The sequence below is a fragment of the Gluconacetobacter entanii genome, assembly GCF_013155425.1.
Taxonomy (GTDB): domain Bacteria; phylum Pseudomonadota; class Alphaproteobacteria; order Acetobacterales; family Acetobacteraceae; genus Novacetimonas; species Novacetimonas entanii.
Genome location: NZ_JABJWD010000147.1, coordinates 1 through 808 on the forward strand (window position 1 = coordinate 1; position 808 = coordinate 808).

The following is an 808-nucleotide window of genomic DNA, read 5'->3' on the forward strand; positions in this document are numbered from 1 at the left end:
GCCTGCAACCCGGTGAACAGCGACTGCCACGCAGCCCCCGAGGCGCCCGGCGTGGTCATGTTGTCATCCGTGGTGGAGACGTAATACACCCCCGCCGTGGACCCCGACACGATGGCGTTCATCGGGTATCCGCCGATGCTGGTTGCGAACGTGCCATCCCACGCGCCGAAATATCCCGACTGGTACGCCTGCAGCACGGACGTGACCCAGTTGAGGATACCGTTCATGTCCGCCCCCGACGGCGGCGTGCCCCCTGCGGAGACCGGGTCGAACGTCACTGGCGGGAAACCATCCGTCAGGGACGCGGCCCCCGCGCTCACCCCGATCTGCGACGCCTGCGGGATGGTGCGGATATAGGCCGCACCGGCGCTGCCCGCGAAGGGAAGCGCGAACTTTGCTGGAAAGGAACTCTGTTTCACGAAACCTCCATCCGGTAGGCGACAGAGACACCGGCGGGGCGGGGCAGCACGCCCGAGGCCTCGACAATGGAAATCTCCACCGGGGTCAACTGGAAATCGAAACTGTAGGTCATGGTCATGTCGCCCCCATCGGCCACCCACGCATTGCCGCGCCCGGCAAACAGCGTCATCAGGATGGCATTCAGGCTGAGGACCGAGCCGTCGGTGATGTTCGCCATCGCCTTGGCATAGATCAGGGTGCGGAACGCATCGTCGGCCAAGGCGTAATTCGCGGTGGAAACGGACCCGTTATAGAACGGCCCCTGCCCGAAGGGCGCGGCGGAGGTATTGCCTGCCTCCCCAAAACCCCAGAACAGGTCTTCGGTTATCGTCAGCACCCGGCTGATGCC

Annotated in this window: 1 protein-coding gene and 1 pseudogene; both read right to left on the reverse strand. The window is 64.7% G+C overall.

Annotated elements, in window-relative coordinates; translation table 11 throughout:
- Positions 1-419, reverse strand: a pseudogene (locus HNH97_RS17090) (phage tail protein); the annotation flags it as partial.
- On the reverse strand, positions 416-808 hold a 393-nt coding region (locus HNH97_RS17095), incomplete at its 5' end, for a DUF2612 domain-containing protein (protein WP_171791686.1). The gene HNH97_RS17095 and the pseudogene HNH97_RS17090, both read right to left, overlap by 4 nt.